This window comes from Nitrosovibrio sp. Nv17, from assembly GCF_900119085.1.
Lineage (GTDB): Bacteria > Pseudomonadota > Gammaproteobacteria > Burkholderiales > Nitrosomonadaceae > Nitrosospira.
This window is the reverse complement of record NZ_FPIQ01000010.1, coordinates 54,687-70,333: the sequence shown is the minus strand read 5'-3', so window position 1 is coordinate 70,333 and position 15,647 is coordinate 54,687. Positions and strand designations below refer to the sequence as shown.

The 15,647-nt window shown below is 62.4% G+C and carries 13 protein-coding genes; 11 read left to right on the top strand and 2 right to left on the bottom strand.

Annotated features, from left to right (window positions below):
• The first annotated feature begins 10 nt into the window (after positions 1 to 10).
• The 5 genes from dacB to BT108_RS07520 all read left to right on the top strand — a co-directional run bounded on the left by dacB (position 11) and on the right by BT108_RS07520 (position 4,932).
• The gene (gene dacB / locus BT108_RS07540) at positions 11 to 1,558 is read left to right on the top strand and encodes a D-alanyl-D-alanine carboxypeptidase/D-alanyl-D-alanine endopeptidase (RefSeq protein WP_255369655.1); all 1,548 of its coding nucleotides are present in this window, start codon (positions 11 to 13) and stop codon (positions 1,556 to 1,558) included.
• A gap of 186 nt (positions 1,559 to 1,744) precedes the next feature.
• Complete coding sequence (locus BT108_RS07535; RefSeq protein WP_072293921.1) at positions 1,745 to 2,269, top strand: OsmC family protein; 525 nt, start codon at positions 1,745 to 1,747, stop codon at positions 2,267 to 2,269.
• An 83-nt stretch (positions 2,270 to 2,352) separates the two neighbouring features.
• Positions 2,353 to 3,585, top strand: a complete 1,233-nt coding sequence (locus tag BT108_RS07530; RefSeq protein ID WP_072293953.1) for a flavin-containing monooxygenase — start codon at positions 2,353 to 2,355, stop codon at positions 3,583 to 3,585.
• Positions 3,586 to 3,652: 67 nt separating this feature from the next.
• Positions 3,653 to 4,231: a TetR/AcrR family transcriptional regulator gene (locus BT108_RS07525; RefSeq protein WP_072293920.1), complete on the top strand. Its 579-nt coding sequence runs from the start codon at positions 3,653 to 3,655 to the stop codon at positions 4,229 to 4,231.
• Between the two features lie 68 nt (positions 4,232 to 4,299).
• The gene (locus BT108_RS07520) at positions 4,300 to 4,932 is read left to right on the top strand and encodes a hypothetical protein (RefSeq protein WP_072293919.1); all 633 of its coding nucleotides are present in this window, start codon (positions 4,300 to 4,302) and stop codon (positions 4,930 to 4,932) included.
• Here the strand turns inward: BT108_RS07520 and BT108_RS07515 are convergent.
• Positions 4,913 to 5,389 (bottom strand): winged helix-turn-helix transcriptional regulator, encoded by a 477-nt coding sequence (locus BT108_RS07515; protein WP_083566296.1) that lies wholly within the window; start codon positions 5,387 to 5,389, stop codon positions 4,913 to 4,915. The genes BT108_RS07520 and BT108_RS07515 overlap by 20 nt on opposite strands.
• A 181-nt stretch (positions 5,390 to 5,570) precedes the next feature.
• Here BT108_RS07515 and BT108_RS07510 point away from each other — a divergent pair, with 181 nt between their 5' ends.
• The 6 genes from BT108_RS07510 to BT108_RS07485 all read left to right on the top strand — a co-directional run bounded on the left by BT108_RS07510 (position 5,571) and on the right by BT108_RS07485 (position 15,076).
• Positions 5,571 to 6,668, top strand: coding sequence for an efflux RND transporter periplasmic adaptor subunit (locus tag BT108_RS07510; protein WP_177257277.1), 1,098 nt, complete (start codon positions 5,571 to 5,573; stop codon positions 6,666 to 6,668).
• The gene (locus tag BT108_RS07505) at positions 6,653 to 9,748 is read left to right on the top strand and encodes an efflux RND transporter permease subunit (protein ID WP_255369654.1); all 3,096 of its coding nucleotides are present in this window, start codon (positions 6,653 to 6,655) and stop codon (positions 9,746 to 9,748) included. The genes BT108_RS07510 and BT108_RS07505 overlap by 16 nt, the downstream gene beginning before the upstream one ends.
• Complete coding sequence (locus tag BT108_RS07500; RefSeq protein ID WP_072293917.1) at positions 9,745 to 11,241, top strand: efflux transporter outer membrane subunit; 1,497 nt, start codon at positions 9,745 to 9,747, stop codon at positions 11,239 to 11,241. The genes BT108_RS07505 and BT108_RS07500 overlap by 4 nt, the downstream gene beginning before the upstream one ends.
• A 157-nt stretch (positions 11,242 to 11,398) precedes the next feature.
• Positions 11,399 to 12,115 carry an ABC transporter ATP-binding protein gene (locus BT108_RS07495; protein ID WP_072293916.1) on the top strand — a complete coding sequence of 239 codons (717 nt, stop codon included), beginning with the start codon at positions 11,399 to 11,401 and terminating at the stop codon, positions 12,113 to 12,115.
• A complete protein-coding gene (locus BT108_RS07490; RefSeq protein WP_072293915.1) occupies positions 12,112 to 13,593 on the top strand; it encodes a DUF3526 domain-containing protein in 1,482 nt (493 codons plus the stop codon). Before BT108_RS07495 ends, BT108_RS07490 begins: the two co-directional genes overlap by 4 nt.
• A 13-nt stretch (positions 13,594 to 13,606) precedes the next feature.
• Positions 13,607 to 15,076, top strand: a complete 1,470-nt coding sequence (locus BT108_RS07485) for a DUF3526 domain-containing protein (protein WP_177257276.1) — start codon at positions 13,607 to 13,609, stop codon at positions 15,074 to 15,076.
• Between the two features lie 29 nt (positions 15,077 to 15,105).
• Here the strand turns inward: BT108_RS07485 and BT108_RS07480 are convergent, their stop codons facing one another.
• A complete protein-coding gene (locus BT108_RS07480) occupies positions 15,106 to 15,465 on the bottom strand; it encodes a helix-turn-helix domain-containing protein (RefSeq protein WP_083566294.1) in 360 nt (119 codons plus the stop codon).
• Between the last annotated feature and the right edge of the window lie 182 nt (positions 15,466 to 15,647).

The window sequence follows — 15,647 nt, the reverse complement described above, 5'->3', positions numbered from 1 at the left end:
GAAACTTCAAGTGCGCTCCCCTACTCGCGCTCCCGCCGCCGTGACCGCCCCGGACCTGCGCCGTCCCCGGCAAGCGCTGATGCTCGGGGCGATGCTCTTCCTGCTGCCGCTGCCCGCTCGCCCGGACGCCCTGCCGCTCCCCGTGAGCCAGGCGTTGCGGCAGGCGGGCATCCCGCTTTCCGGAGTAGGCATCTACGTGCATGAAATCGATGCATCCGAGCCATTGCTCGCGGTCAATGCCGGGGCACCGATGAACCCCGCATCGGTGATGAAGTTGATCACCACCTTCGCCGGACTCGAACTGCTCGGTCCGGCACACACCTGGAAGACCGAGATCTACGCCGATGGCACGCTGGATGGCGACACGCTGCGCGGGGATCTGGTGATGAAGGGCTATGGCGATCCCAAGCTGAACCTCGAGAATTTCTGGCTGCTCACGCGGCGCCTGCGCCAGACCGGATTACGGGAGGTCACGGGCGACCTGGTGCTCGACACCCGCCACTTCTCCCTCCCGGGGGGTGGTCCCGGCGACTTCGACGGCAAGCCCCACCGTGCCTACAACGTGCTGCCGGAACCGCTGCTGGTCAACCACGGCGCCCTGGCGCTGCGCCTGACGCCGCAGCTCACGGAGCGCACCGTCCGCGTCGCCGTCGATCCGCTCCTGCCCTCGCTCGACCTCAGGAATGATCTGGCCCTCACCCACGGCCCCTGCAACACCTGGAGCGATACTCTCGCCCCCGACATCCGCACGCTTGCCGAAGGCGGGTTGCGCGCATCGATCACCCTGCGCGGCGACTACTCTGCCGATTGCGGCGAGAAAACTCTTTACTTCCGTGTATACGATACCCAAGACTACGTGTTCGGCCTGTTCAAGCAGTTGTGGGAGGAACAAGGGGGGCAGCTGCGCGGTTCGGCACGGTCTGGCATGGCCCCGGATGGCGTGACGCCGCTGGTGATCCATCGATCTCCGCCGCTCGCCGACATCGTGCGGGACATCAACAAGTTCAGCAACAATACCGCCGCACGCCAACTGTATCTTGCGCTGGGGGCCGCGTCGCACCCCGAGGCGGGCACCGGAGCGCGCCCGGCAGGGCCCTGCAATGCCTGCGCCATGGCCGCCGGCGGCGAGGCGCCGCCGGCGACGCTCGCGGCATCCGAGCAGGCGCTGCGGCGGTGGCTCGCGTCCAGGCAACTCAGTTTTCCCGGGTTCGTCGTCGAGAACGGTTCCGGGCTGTCGCGCAACGAACGCATCAGCCCGGAGCACCTGGGCATGCTGCTGCGCCTGGCGTTCCAGAGCAGGGTCATGCCGGAATTCATCTCGTCCCTGCCGATCGCCGCAGTGGACGGCACCATGAAAAAACGCTTGGCCGATAGTGCCGTCGCCGGTCAGGCGCACGTCAAGACCGGGTCGCTGAGCGGCGTCAAGACCATGGCGGGCTATGTGCTGGAGCGGTCCGGCAGGCGTGCGGTGGTGGTATTCCTCGTCAACCATCCCAGGGCTGACGCCGCGCAGGCGGCGATGGACGCCCTTCTGCGCTGGGTATGCGACAGATCGTGAAAGCCCCGCGTTCCTGATCGTCCCCGTGCGTCCGCCCCGCGGTGGCGGGCATCAGCGTCTTCTCCTCGCCCCGGAATCACCCATATCCGGCTTGCAGGATAGCCGAGCGAATGCTAGAATTTGAATGAGAACGATCAGTCTACCTCGTTTTGATCGTTTTGCTGTCATTCTCAGGAGGATTCCTCTATGGCTGCTCGACATGTGAACGGCATCGATCCGGAAGCATCCCGGGCAATACGGAATCTCATCCTGAAAAATGGAGATGGCGAATTCTCCCGGCCCGAATACCGCGTGAAGGTGTCGTGGAACACGGGTTATCGTACCACTTCACGCGTAACCGACGGACAGGTGGTGGCGGGCGACGAGCCTCCGCAGTACGGCGGCGAAGGCAGGGGCCTCACTCCCCAGGATCTGCTGCTCACAGCCATCGGCCACTGCCTGGCGGCGACGTACGTCGGGGGACTGTCGGCTGCCGGGATCGGCATCCGATCGTTGCAGCTCGACGTTTCCGGCAGGGTGGACTTCCGCGCGGCGTTCGCGCCGGGGCCAGACCATCCCGGCTTCGACCGCATCGGTGTCCGCGTGGAGATCGAGGCCGATGCGCCCCCGGAACAGCTGGATGCGCTGCTGGAAAGGCTGCTGAAGACCGCCCCCATCCCGGACACGATCATGCGGCCGGTTCCCCTCGATGTCGACGTTGTCCACCGCTAGCGGACATCCGGTCAGGGCGTCGGCAGCGCCGGCACACTCATGCAAGCCCTGCCGCTTCCGGCCATGAGCGCAGTCGGATGGCCATGAACGACTCCACCATCCATGACGTCATGGTAGTCGGCGCAGGCCCCGGCGGTCTGTCTGCGGCGTACGAACTGGCGCGTATCGGTCTCGAACCGCTGGTGCTAGAACGGACTCCCGCCGTGGGCGATGTCTGGCGCAACCATTACGATGGCCTGCGCATCAACTCCGGACGCCTGTTCTCGGGCCTGCCGGGCAGCCCCTTTCCCCGTTCGGCCGGCCCATGGCCGGCGCGCGACGACATGGTACGCCTGCTCGAAACCTTACCCGGGCGGGGAGGCTTCACGGTCCGCACGAATGTCGATATAGAAACCGTCGACTACGACCCCGTCCGGGATCTCTGGATTGCCGCCAGCCGGGACGGGCTGCGATTCCTGGCGCGCGCGGTCGTCATCGCGACGGGGGGCACACGCGTTCCCGTCATTCCGGACTGGGAGGGCGTGGAAACCTTTCCAGGAGAGATCATTCACTCATCCGCCTTCAGGAACGCGCAGGCCCATGCGGGCCGGCATGTACTGGTGGTGGGGAGCGGAAATTCCGCGGCGGAGATAGCCAGCAGGCTGGTCGAGCACGCCCGGACGGTGACGATATCGGTGCGCACGCCGCCCCATATTCTGCCCAAGAGCGTCTGCGGCATTCCGCTGATCGGGATCGGCGTCGCGACGCGATACCTGCCCGCCTCCTGGGTGGATGGCCTGCTGGCATTCCTGCAGCGCCGATTCATCGGGGACCTGACATCGCATGGCCTCCCTTTTCCGCCGCTTCGCCTTTCCCGTCAGTTTGCCAGGACCCAGGTGGTACCGATCCTCTACCGCCCCTTCGTGGAGGACGTACGGGCGGGGCGGATTCGCGTCGTGGGCCCGATCAGGAAAATCCAGGGGCGGAGCGTACGCGTCTTCGTCTCCATCGATGCGGCACGCGATGGACAATCTGGAATGGAAGAGGCCCTGGAGACCGACGTGATCATCGCGGGCACCGGCTTTCGCACCGGCATCACCGAACTCGTGCGGATTCCGGGCGTCGCCACACGGGAGGACCGATGCACGATCTCGGGAGACCAGGAGATCCGGGATGCCCCGCGCCTGTACTTCATAGGGCAATTCAATCCGCTCAGCGGGCTGCTGCGGGAGATTCGCCTCGAGGCCGGCAGGATCGCCAGGAGGATCAAGGACAGGCTCGGAGAACGGCCCGACCGGAGTGGACCCGGCCCCGACACCGAGCGGAACCCGCCATGATTCTCCTCGACGTCGCAATCCCGCGTGGGCCGGTATACCCGCACGAAATTTCATGAAGGAAACAGCCATGCCGGAAACGTCCCGGGGCAAGCGCTCAGCCGAAGCGAAACTGCTGCTGACCGCTCGCCGCCTCTTCTGCCGGGTGGGCATCCACGCCACCGGCATCTCCCGGATCGTCGAGGAATCGGGAGTTGCCCGCCGCAGCCTCTACACGCACTACGGCTCCAAGGAAAACCTGCTCCGGGCGGTGTTCGATACCGAGGCGCGCATGTGGTTCCAATGGTTCGACGCGGATTTGCCGGGCATTGAATGCTCGGCGCGGCAACGCATCCTGGCGCTGTTCGATCTGCTCGCACTCTGGTTCGGCAGCGACGATTTCTTCGGCTGCGTGTTCATCAACGCCGTGGCGGAACACGAGAAGGACAGCGGTTGGGTCAAGGACATCGCCAACGCCCATCGGGAGAAGATCAACGCCAGGTTGAAAGCGATGGTCGTGGAGAGCGGGGCGCGCGATCCCGACATGGTGACCGAGAAGCTGAGCCTTGTTATCGACGGCGCCATCGTGACCGCCATGGTGACCGGCGGTACCGAAGCCGCCCACGTGGCACGGCTCGCTGCCGAGGATATCCTGCGGGGAGCGGAGTGACGCCTGATCCGCCCCCCCCGGCCGATGGAGGATCAACGCAACAAGTACGACAGACACAGGAGAAAAGCATGAATGAAATCTGGCGAAGCCTTTCCATTCGAACCCGGCGCCTGATGGTCGGGATGGGAGCACTCGGCGTCACCGTGCTGATCGGGATGCAGTTTCACGTCAGTTCCCAGGGAGACATGTCCACGACCTATCCGAAGGGGTTTCGGGGCGGAACCTGCACGATGGAATCGGAAGCCCTGCTGGTGGGATACTCGGCGTACTTCATTCCGGGGAATTATGAAATCCCGGAAGACGCCGTCGGCGCGATGTCGGTACCGGTGCTGTGCGGCAAGATCCCGGGCCCGGGAACGCTCGACGTCACCATCGATCTGCTCTATCCCAAATCCGCCCGCGAGCGGCCGCTGTCCCTGCGCCTCGCCAGGATGGAAGGCGGCGCGCCCGGGCGCACGCTGCTGTCGGTGCCGGCGACGATCTACGAGTCCGGCATCATCACGCAGGCGATGAGAATCGAGGAACTAGGGGAATACAGGCTCTACCTTTCCGGAAAGGATGCCGGCCAGGCGGATTTCACGCTGGAAATACCGATCGTCGTGGGCACGGCCTGGCACGAAACGGCCCTCCAGCTCTGGCCATTGTTCCTGCTGTCCATGGTGGCCGTCTTTTTCTACAATTTCAGGAGGATATTCGGCTAGGGGCCGATGCGCGAACGTGCCCTTCATCCGATCCGCTTTGCCCCTGGTCCCGACGGACTGTGGCAATGTATTTCTCCGGATGGTCTTCGAACGAGCGGATCAGATCATCGTACTCACCGATCCCCGGTTCATGCCTGGCCCCCCAGCGGAACACGCTGAACATGACCGGAATCAGATCCAGCCCCTTCTCTGTCAGCGTATAGACGGATCGACGGGCATTGGCGGCGTCTCGCCGCTTCGACAATATGCCCGCCGTCTCCAGTCTTCGCAGCCGGTCCGAGAGGATATTGGTGGCGATTCCCTCCGGCGAAGACAGAAAATCCCGATAGTGGCGCTTGCGCATCAGCACGATGTCGCGCACGATGAGCAGCGTCCATCTATCCCCGAGTATTTCCAGCGCACAGTTGATCGGACAGGCAGAGCGCTTGCAGGATTCTTTCCCCATGGTATCGAGCATAGTTCTTATGCTTTTTATTTGCAAGTATTTTCACTTGCAAATAAAAAGCATAATGATATACTTCCAATTGATTGCATTAAGCAATCAATAAGAGTGTCCGACACACGTCGCTTCCTGGCAGAACAACAATTTGCTCCGATATCCTTCGCCTCGCAGATCTTTCAGGTTCGCTTTTCCGGCGTTGCTGTGCCTGACTCTGGCAGCCTGCACACCCCCTCCTGCCGGATTCTCCACCATTCCGCGTCCGGTCAAAATCCTTCGGATTACCACTCAGGCCCATGCGCATGATGCGACCTACGCCGGCGAAGTCGAGCCACGCTACCACGCGGTGCTGTCCTTCCGGGTGCCCGGAAAGATCGTTGATCGGCAGGTGAACGTAGGAGATATCGTCAAGAAGGGCCAGCTCCTGGCAGCGCTGGATGAGACCGACTATCACCTTTCGCTCAGAAATCTCCAGGCACGGTTGGCGTCGGCACAAGCGGAGCATCGATATGCTGTCGACGATCTCGTCCGGTACGGCGATCTGCGCGACCGGAACGTGATCAGCGCCCACGAATACGGTCGCAATGAAACAACACTCAAAGTGGTGCAGGCGCGCGTCAAGGCACTGGAAATCGAAGTCGCCCAAGCGCGTAACCAGCTGGGTTATACCCGCCTGCATGCGGATCGGGATGGCGTGATCACCGCACTGGGAATCGAATCGGGTCAGGTCGTGGTCTCCGGCCAGCCCATTGTCCGCCTGGCACAACTCGACGAAAAAGAAATCCATATCGATATACCGGAGCACCGCATAAAAGACATACGGCAAGATCAGGAGGCAACGGTTTCCTTGTGGGCAAACCCGCAATACAGAATAACGGGGCGCGTCCGCGAAATCGCAGGCACGGCCGATACCGCCAGCCGCACGTACCGTGTCAAGGTCGCTCTGCCACAGGCACAGGACCAGGTGCACCTCGGAATGAGTGGCAGCGTAACACTGTCCGCCACTCCGGTGGAGAAGATCGGAATCCCGTTGTCTGCCCTGTTCAGTCCGCACGACAGACCGGATGAAGTACGCGTGTGGCTGGTGGATATCGAATCCGCGACGGTCAGGTCGCAACTTGTCAAGACCGGCCGCATGCTGGGCGACCAGCAGATTGAGGTGGAGAGGGGACTTGATCCCGGTCAGACACTCGTGACCGCCGGCGCGCACCGCCTGATCGAAGGTCAACGCATATGCATAGCGGATGAAAGCCAATCAGCCGGGAATTTCATCACGAAGGCATGCCGCCCGTCGTGAGGAGCTTCAATCTGAGTGAATGGGCGCTCGCCCATCGCGCGTTCACGAGCTTCCTCATGGCCATGCTGCTCCTGGGCGGTCTGTTCGCCTATTCTCGGCTGGGCCAGCGGGAAGATCCGGAGTACACGTTCCGTGTCATGATCGTCAAGACACTGTATCCAGGGGCGATGGCCCACGAAGTGGAGTGGCAGGTGACAGATCGCCTGGAAAAAAAGATACAGGAACTGCCCAACCTGGACTTCATCCGAAGCTATTCGAAGCCTGGAGAGTCCGTCCTGTTCATAACACCGCGCGAAGACGTCCCGCCTCGGGATATTCCAGGTCTTTGGTACCAAGTGCGCAAGAAGATAGGCGATATCCGAACCACTCTTCCGCCGGGTGTCGAGGGACCTTTCTTCAACGATGAGTTCGGGGACACCTACAGTTTCATCTATGCCTTCTCGGGCGAGGGATTCAATTATGCCGAGCTGAAAACGCTGGTCGACTCGGCCAGGCAGCAGATACTGCGCGTCGACGATGTGGAGAAAGTCGACCTCATAGGCGATCAGGATGAAAGAATATATGTCGAATTCGAGGACAAGAAGCTTGCCCGGCTCGGACTGGACGCCATCGGCGTCACAAAAGCTTTCAAGGCGCAGAACGACATGGCGCCCGCAGGAATTCTGACTACGTCCCGGCATGATCTGTCGTTGCGTATCTCCGGTTCGTTCGACTCCGTGGATGACATTTCCCGCCTTCCACTGCGCTTGGGTGAAGCCACTTTCCGCATCCAAGACTTTGCCACAGTCCGGCGCGGATACGTGGATCCTCCTCGATTCAAGATGCGCTTCAACCGCCGGGAAGTCATCGGCATCGGTATCACCATGAACAGGAAAGGAGACATCCAGCGGCTCGGAGCAGCACTTGCCGACAGCATCCAGCACATCCGCGCCAACCTGCCGGTAGGTGTCGAACTGGAACAGGTGGCGGATCAGGCAAAGGTAGTGGACCTGCAGATGACCGACTTCATGAATACGTTCCTGGAGGCGCTGATCGCTGTGCTGCTGGTAAGCTTCTTCGTGCTCGGCATCCGGGCGGGCATGGTCGTTGCCCTGACAGTTCCTCTGGTGCTGGCGGGAACCCTGATCTGCATGCTGCTGATGGACATCGACCTGCATCGCATGTCACTCAACGCGCTCATCCTGGGACTGGGACTGCTTGTGGACGACGCCATGATCGCCATTGAGATGATGGCTCGCAAGCTCGACGAGGGCTGGGACCGCCTGCGTGCGGCAATCCATGCCTACCGGGCGACCGCCTTCCCCATGCTGACCGGGACGTTGATCAGCATTGCCGGCTTCCTGCCCGTGGGCCTGGCCAGGTCGCAAGCAGGAGAATACTGTGTCGCAATCTCCCAGGTGGTGGGTGTTTCGCTCCTCCTTTCCTGGCTGGGAGCGGTCGTATTCACACCGTTCATAGGACACGCGATCCTGCGGCCCCGCAAGGCCGATGTACGCCACGACCGGTTCGACACCCCGTTCTACAATCACCTGCGCTCATGTGTCGCTCTCTGCGTCACGCACCGCATCAAGGTTCTGGTCGGTACCGTTGCACTCTTCGGCGCCGGCATTCTTGCCCTGTTGCAGACTCAGCATCAGTTCTTTCCCCAATCCAATCGTCCAGAAGTCATGGTGGACATGTGGCTACCGGAAGGCAGCAGTTTCGCGCGAACGGAGGCGGCTGCACGGCGCATGGAGGACATCCTCGCGCAGGATGAGGATATCGTGCATTTCACGACCTACATCGGGGAGGGCAGTCCACGCTTCTTCCTGCTCATCGTGCAGCAATTGGCCAACGTCAATCTGGCGCAGATCGTCATCCTCACCAGGGACAACATCGCGCGCGAGCGCGTCATCACCCGTATCCGGCAGGCATTCGACAGCGATTTCCCCGACGTGCGAGGACGTACCATGCGACTCAGCGTCGGCCCCCCCATCGACTACCCGCTTCTGTTCCGGGTATTCGGAGAAGATACCGGCACGGTACGGGCGATCGCCGACAGGGTCGCGGCGGTCGTCCGCGACAACCCCCACACCGTGGATGTCAACGACGACTGGCACGACCGCATCCCATCCATGAGACTGAGGCTCGATCAGGACAAGGCGCAGGCCGTGGGGGCACGCACCTCCGATTTGTCGCAGGCCCTGCAGGCACACTACAGCGGCCTGCCCATCGGGCAGTTCCGCGAGAAGGACAAGCTAATCGACATCGTCTGGCGGGCCCGGCAAAGAACTGCCCCCCAGGAACTGCCCGAAACCATGGTGCGCATGGACAATGGACAATGGGCACCGGTCTCCCAGTTCGTCGCCATGGCAACCGGTTTCGAAGATGGCGTACGCTGGCGGCGCAACCGATTCCCGGCGATTTCCATACGCGCCGATGTGGTCGACGGCGTGCTGGCGCCGGATGTAGCCACGGCCATGCTTCCCCGTCTCGAATCGATCGCCACCACCCTGCCCACGGGCTACTTTATTGAAACCGGCGCTGCCAAGGAGGATGCGTGGACGCAGCAGAAGGCGATCCTGATATGGGTACCGCTCGTATTTGTCGTATCCTTCTTCCTGCTCATGGTGCATCTGCAAAGCCCGTCGCGTGCTGCCATGGTAATCCTGACCGCACCGCTGGGCGTCATCGGTGCGGCATTTGCTCTGCTGCTGCTCGATGCGCCCTTCGGCTTCATGGCCCTGCTTGGGATCATTTCGCTGGCAGGCATGATCATGCGCAACTCGGTGATCCTGGTGGATCAGATCGCCCAGGACGAAATGACGGGGCGGGACTCCTGGAACGCCGTCATCGAATCGACGGTGAGGCGCTTCCGGCCCATCATGCTGACGGCGACAGCCGCCATACTGGCCATGATTCCCCTGTCGAGAAACGATTTCTTCGGCCCGCAAGCCATCGCTATCATGGGCGGCCTGATCGTCGCCACCATTCTCACGATATTCTTCGTTCCTGCCCTCTACGCAGCTTGGTTCCGCATTACCAGGGAACGCCCGCTCGGCACGGGATCTGTCTCCCTTGAAAGGAAACAGCTGAAATGAGTCAGGGATGGATCATTTCCATTTGTCTGCTGGCGTTTCTCCATCTGGGCGGATGCACTCCGACTCGCACGACTGGCTTCGTGCGGATAGAGGTACCGGATAATTTTCGCCACGCAACCCGGCGTGTACCGGCAATCGAATCCATCGATTTTCAGGCATGGTGGAAATATTTCAAGGATCCGGTACTGGATGTATTGATCGACCGGGCACTCGCCGCCAACCACGATATCAAGATGGGGCAATCGCGCGTTCGCCAGGCACGCTCCATGGCAATCGTTGCGAAATCGATACGGTATCCCACTCTGGATCTGTTCTCGGCCGGAGGCCGGGAAAAGCGGCTGGACCGGGTCATCGCGCTTCCCGGGAATCAGGGGCCACAGCTGTTCATGCCCATGGTCGACTTCATCATGGGCGGATTGAATGCCCGCTGGGAGCTTGACCTGTTCGGTGGCAGGCAGCTGGAAACGGAGGAAGCGATCGCACAGGCCGATGGCCAGCAGGAGATGCTGTATGCCATACGCGTGGGACTGGTGGCCGAACTGGCAACAGGCTATCTGAATCTGCGCGGCATGCAGCAGCGCATCGTGATCCTGCGCCGAATGATAACCGTGCAGCGGGAACGACTGGAAACGACCCGTCATCTTTACCATGCCGGCTTAACCAATTCACAGGACGCCGCACAGCAAGAAGCTATGCTGCATGCAATCGAAGGTATGCTGCCCGCGCTCATGCAGGCCGCGGATACCATCATTCAGCGCCTGGACGTACTGGCCGGCGGTCTTCCGAAAGACATGGCATCGCAGCTGACGCAATCCCTGGCCCTGCCCGAAGGCGAACCGGTGCTGCCGGCAGCACTGCCATCGTCACTGCTCGAGCGCAGGCCGGATCTGCGTCATGCACGCACGCAGCTTGAAGCCCGGGCTGCCGGACTCGGTGCCGCACGGGCCGAGCTTTTCCCACGGATCGTGCTGTCGGCAGGCATGGGAGCCGGCAGTCTCGCGGCCGGTGGTCTCCCCAGTCTGGCGGAAAGCGTCTACATCCTGGGATCCGGCATGACGGCGCCGCTGTTCAATGCGGGACGGATCCGCGCACGAATTGCTGGATCAGAAGCGCAGCTCGACGAAGCAGCCGCTCACTACGAAAAAACATTCCTCGTTGCGCTCGAAGATGTCGAGAATGCCTTTCTCTCCCGTACCACCGCTATGACACGCCACCACCACCTGGCCGCATTCGAAGCAGCCACCGCCGATGCACATCGCCTGGCCGACCTGCTCTATACCAGCGGCATCCGCAGCTACCTGCTGGTGCTGGATGCCCGGCTTGACAACCTGAGGGCCACGGACCAAACGACCAGATCGAGAACGGAGGCCCTGGTCTCCCTGGTCTCCCTGTATCGCGCGCTAGGAGGTGGATGGGATGAAAAAGCACTGTGGGCTCATCCGGGCTCCCTATCCACCCATCAAACAGATACCCTTGAAAAGCAGCTACCGTGAGTTCCTGTAGGAATTTCCTGACAGGTCATTCCCTTCACCCTTCCGGATTCCCCGGCGCTTTCTGACAGCGACGCCACCGAGCCTGTGCTAAGCTTGGCATACGTATGAAATAATTCTCATACCGGTGCACGCGACGCTTCGACCCGGAGGACGATCCATGCTGCAGGCGCAGGAACTGACCAAACGCTACCACGACGTGCTGGCCTTGGACGGGCTGAATCTGACGGTCGCCCCCGGAGAAATCTTCTGCCTGCTGGGCGGTAACGGCGCGGGCAAGACGACCACCATCAACCTGTTCCTGAACTTCGTCGCACCCACGAGCGGCAGGGCGCTGGTCGACGCCATCGACGTCGCGACGCATCCGGTGGAAGCCAAGCGCCACATCGCCTACATTCCAGAGACCGTGATGCTGTACGGAAGCCTGACCGGACTCGAAAACATCTCCTATTTCACTACGCTTGCCCTGGGTGCGAGGCAACCCGAAGAACGACTGCTGGAGTGGCTGGTGCAGGCCGGCCTCGCTCGGGACGCCGCATTCAAGCGCGTGTCCGGGTATTCCAAAGGCATGAGGCAGAAGGTGGGCATCGCCATCGCCCTGGCAAAGAATGCCAAGGTGCTGCTGCTGGATGAACCCACGTCGGGACTCGACCCGCAGGCGGCCAACGAGTTCGCCGGGCTGCTGCAGCAGATGAAGAACAGGCGTGTCGCCATCCTGATGACGACGCACGATCTGTTCCTTGCGAAGCAGACCGGAACGCGGGTCGGCATCATGCAGCGCGGCATCCTGCGCTCCACGCTTTCCACCGCCGAGGTGGACTCCGCAGACCTCGAGCGCATCTACCTGGACATCTCCGGAAACAGACGGGCGGCATGAGCGACATTGCCCGCCTCCGCGGCGTACCCGGTGCAAACGCTCCCTCGGCACGCAGCGTGCTGCTGACCATTGCGGGCAAAGAAGCGCTCGAACTGCTGCGCGACCGGAGATTCGCCTGGATCGCCGCGCTGTTCACCCTGCTCATGCTGGTTGCCATGCTGCTGGGATGGCAGCAGATGCAGCGTATCGAGGCGGAACATGCCGCCGCGCACAAGGAATCCTACGCCCAATGGCGGGGGCAGGGAGAGAAGAATCCCCACAGCGCGGCTCATTTCGGCCAGCACGCCTTCAAGCCCTCCAGCCCGCTGCTGTTCATCGATCCCGGCATCACGCCCTTCGTCGGCGCGAGCGTCTGGATGGAAGCGCACAAGCAAAACGAATTCAAATTCCGCCCGGCACGCGACGCCACTTCGCTGCAGCGCTTCGGCGACCTGTCGGTCGCATTCGTGCTGCAAACCCTGGCGCCGCTGATCATCATCCTGATGACATTCTCGGCCTTCACGGGCGAGCGCGAGCGCGGCACGCTGCGTCAACTGATCAGCATCGGCGTGCGGCCGATGCCGCTCCTGGGAGGCAAGACGATAGCCGTGGCCGGCATCCTGTGCCTGCTGACGCTGCCCTTCGCGATGATCGCCCTGGTCGCTCTGCCCTTCCTGCCCGACCCCGACATCGGCATGGACAACGCGCTGCAGCGGGCGATCCTGATGGCGGCGGGCTACGCCACCTATCTCACCGGATTCTGCACCCTCTCGCTCGCGGTCTCCGCCCTGGCGCACTCGTCGCGTGCGGCGCTCGTGATGCTGCTGGCCTTCTGGGTCGCCAACAGCTTCATCGTCCCGCGCACCATGGTCGACCTGGCACGCCTCGTCAGCCCGACACCCACGGCCGTGGAGTTCCAGCATGCCCTGAGCGAGGCGCGCAAGGCCAATTTCGGACATGACGACACGCACCCCGAATACCTCCGGTTCCGGGAGGAAACGCTGAAGCGGTATGGCGCATCCAGCGTCGAGCAACTCCCGTTGGACTTCGACGGCCTGGCACTGCGGGAGGACGACGAGCGCGGCTACCGCCTCTTCGACCGTCACTTCGAAGCACTGTGGGACAGCTATGCACGCCAGGAAGCCATTCGCTCTCTCGCCGGTTTCATCTTTCCGCTGGCGGCCATGCAACCCGTCTCCATGGGGTTAGCAGGATCGGACATCGGCCACCACAATGATTTCGCACGCGCCGCCGAGACGTACCGCAGGCACATCCAGACGGTGACCAGCGAGGATCTGATCAGGAACCGCAAGTACGGCGACAAGGACTACAAGGCAGGTCCGGAATTATGGGCGGCGGTTCAGGCATTCGACTACCGCCCGCCGGATGCCGGATGGGCCCTGCGGCAGCAGGGCTTCAATCTCCTGATCCTGTCCGCCTGGACGCTGGCCGCCACGCTCCTGGCCGTGTATGCCACACGCCGGCTGTCCCCGGTCTGACCACGGCGCCGTCGTGAAGACGCCCTCCATCTTTGGTGCGACTCTGCTGCAAGAGTGGCGGCTGTTCCAAGCGGACCGCCTGACCATGCTCATCACATCGATACTGCTGGCCGCGGCCCTGTACGGCCTGAACAACGGCAGGGCGGCGGTCGAGCGGCAGCAGCGCGCGATTGCCCAGGCCGAGGCCGAAGAACAGGCCAGGCTCGCGGAACAGCGCGACAACCTGACCGCAATGCAGGAAGGCCGCTATACGGCGGCCACCGCCTACAGGAATCCCGCCAATCCGCTCTGGGTCGGCAACCGCCACGCGGCAAGCTACGCGGTACTGCCCCCCGCTCCGCTGGCTCTGACCGCCATCGGCCAGAGCGACCTGAATCCCTCCTATGTCCTGGTCTCCGCCGACAGCAGGGACACCTTCGCATTCAACGAGGAGATCGAGAATCCCGGCAACCTGCTGATCGGCCACTTCGACCTTGCATTCTTCGTGGTATTCCTCTACCCCCTGCTCATCATCGCGCTCACCTACAATGTCCTGTCGGGGGAACGCGAGCGCGGCACCCTGGCGATGCTGATGTCCAATCCCGTTCGCCTCGGAACCGTCCTGCTGGGCAAGCTCGTCTTTCGGGCGCTGGTCGTCATTCCCCCTCTCCTGCTGGCAACCATGGCAATGATCGCATTCGACGGCATATCCACGCTGCTTTCCGCCGAAGGGATTGCCCGATGCGCAGCATGGGCGGCCCTGATCACCGCCTACGGAGTGTTCTGGTTCGCGCTTGCGGGAGCCGTCACAGCGCTGGGCAGGCCTTCCGAATACAACATCTTCGTCCTGATCAGCCTGTGGGTGGTGCTTTCGCTGATCGTGCCCACACTTCTCGGCGTCGTAGTCAACGTCGCCCACCCAGTGCCATCCAGGGTGGAAATGATCAATGCCTTGCGCGCCCTGCAGACGGAGGCCGGCAGGGAATACGACGCTTCCGCCGCCCGCTACCAGGAAGAGCATTCCGCTTTGGCGGGTGGGGACGGGGGAATATTGAATCAGCGGGATCTGAATGCCGCGCACCGGCGGGTACGGGTACAGCAGGCTGCCGCCATCGCGGCGCAGGAACTCATGGCACAGCATGACGAACGGTTGATGCGGCAGCAGGAGACCGTGACACGGCTGCGCTTCCTGTCTCCCGCGATCGTCGTGCAGGAAGGGTTGAACGATATCGCCGGTACCGGCAACAGCCGCTATCGGGATTATCAGGCGCAGGTCGACCGCTTCCATGCGCAGTGGCGTGCGTTCTTCACGCCGAAGGTCATGGAGAACGTCGCGCTGACGATGGAAGACTATGACCGGTTTCCGCGTTTCCGCTACCAGCCGCAACCGCTGTCGGGATGGACGCCTGCCCTGCTGCAGGCGTTGCTCGGTCTCCTGCTTCCCGCCCTCCTGCTGGGTTTTGCCGGCAGCCGGTGGCTCTCCCGCTATCCGATCCGGGAATAACGGGTACAGGCAGTCACCGAGGAGGCGCGCTACTGCCGGGTGCTTTCATCCCTGCGCCTGTCCGTGCGCCGCCGGTCGTGCTGCTGCATGCTGCGCCTGTCCTTCAGGCGCCGCTCCACCGCGCCCCCCGTGGCGCGGGGATAGACTCCGTTCATCATCTCGCCCTCCCCGGTCATCAGCCAGTCCAACGAGAAATCGAGCCTGGAGCGTATCATGAGCAGCTTCTTCAGTTCCGGGGTGGAAGCCCCGGTCTCCCACTGGGAGACCGCCGCCTTCGTCACCCCGCAGAGCTCGCCCAACCTGCTCTGGCTGAACTTGTATCTTCGCCGCAACTGGATGATCCGGGACCCCATGCTCATCTGGCAGGCCCGAATCCGGCGGTCAACCATGCATACGCGCTCATGAGCGCGATACCCTGATGCATGACATCATTTTCGTGATCGTGGATACACCGCCAGGGTGCATCCGTTATAAGGATTAGCCGCATGATCTTATGCCGCATGACTGTGACGCACCACCCTGGAATCGGGTCCCCGGATCTCCCCCGAGGGTTCCCGTAAATCGGATCAAA

What these genes read in the sequence shown, in the direction of transcription:
- BT108_RS07535 (WP_072293921.1), top strand. Translation starts at nt 1,745, where the DNA reads ATGGCTGCTCGACATGTGAACGGCATCGATCCGGAAGCATCCCGGGCA.
- BT108_RS07530 (WP_072293953.1), top strand. Translation starts at nt 2,353, where the DNA reads ATGAACGACTCCACCATCCATGACGTCATGGTAGTCGGCGCAGGCCCC.
- BT108_RS07525 (WP_072293920.1), top strand. Translation starts at nt 3,653, where the DNA reads ATGCCGGAAACGTCCCGGGGCAAGCGCTCAGCCGAAGCGAAACTGCTG.
- BT108_RS07520 (WP_072293919.1), top strand. Translation starts at nt 4,300, where the DNA reads ATGAATGAAATCTGGCGAAGCCTTTCCATTCGAACCCGGCGCCTGATG.
- BT108_RS07515 (WP_083566296.1), bottom strand. Translation starts at nt 5,389, where the DNA reads ATGCTCGATACCATGGGGAAAGAATCCTGCAAGCGCTCTGCCTGTCCG.
- BT108_RS07505 (WP_255369654.1), top strand. Translation starts at nt 6,653, where the DNA reads ATGCCGCCCGTCGTGAGGAGCTTCAATCTGAGTGAATGGGCGCTCGCC.
- BT108_RS07500 (WP_072293917.1), top strand. Translation starts at nt 9,745, where the DNA reads ATGAGTCAGGGATGGATCATTTCCATTTGTCTGCTGGCGTTTCTCCAT.
- BT108_RS07495 (WP_072293916.1), top strand. Translation starts at nt 11,399, where the DNA reads ATGCTGCAGGCGCAGGAACTGACCAAACGCTACCACGACGTGCTGGCC.
- BT108_RS07490 (WP_072293915.1), top strand. Translation starts at nt 12,112, where the DNA reads ATGAGCGACATTGCCCGCCTCCGCGGCGTACCCGGTGCAAACGCTCCC.
- BT108_RS07480 (WP_083566294.1), bottom strand. Translation starts at nt 15,465, where the DNA reads ATGGTTGACCGCCGGATTCGGGCCTGCCAGATGAGCATGGGGTCCCGG.